Source organism: Mitsuaria sp. WAJ17 (genome assembly GCF_014174515.1).
GTDB lineage: Bacteria > Pseudomonadota > Gammaproteobacteria > Burkholderiales > Burkholderiaceae_C > Roseateles_B.
On record NZ_JACJUG010000103.1, the window covers coordinates 1 to 602 of the forward strand.

At 69.4% G+C, this 602-nt stretch carries 1 protein-coding gene; it reads left to right on the top strand.

Features of this window, described 5'->3' with window-relative positions; all coding sequences use genetic code 11:
* Positions 1 to 602: condensation domain-containing protein (locus tag H5407_RS23565; RefSeq protein WP_183106916.1), on the top strand; the 602-nt coding region annotated here is incomplete at both ends.

Genomic DNA, 602 nt, shown 5'->3' on the forward strand with positions numbered 1-602 from the left:
CGCACCGCGCTGCACTGGGAAGGCCTGGACGAGCCGGTGCAGGTGGTCTGGCGCGAGGCACCGCTGCTGCTGCAAGAGGACGCCCTCGACCCTGACAGCGACCAAGACGCTGCGACACAGCTGCGCGAACGCTGGGACCCGCGCCACACCCGGATCGAGCTGACCCAGGCACCGCTGATGCGGGCCCATGTGCTGCACGATGCCGCCCAGCAGCGCTGGTTGCTGCTGCTGCTGATGCACCACCTGGCATTGGACGACACCAGCATGCGTGAGATGCAGGGCGAGGTCCTGTCGCTGCTTTCTGGTGCTCAGCCGCCTCAGCCTCCTGCGCAGTCCTTCCGCCACCATGTGGCACAGGCCCGGCTGGGGCTGACACCCGCCCAACACGAGGCCTACTTCCGCGAGCAACTGGGCGATGTGGACGAGCCAACGCTGCCCTACGGCCTGTCAGACGTGCAGGGCGACGGCAGCCAGATCGGCGAAGCCCACCTGGCACTGCCGGATTCGCTGAGCCAAGCGCTGCGCACCCAGGCCCGCCGCCTGGGCGTGAGCGTGGCCAGCCTGTGCCACCTGGCCTATGCCCAGCTGCTGGGCCGGGTCAG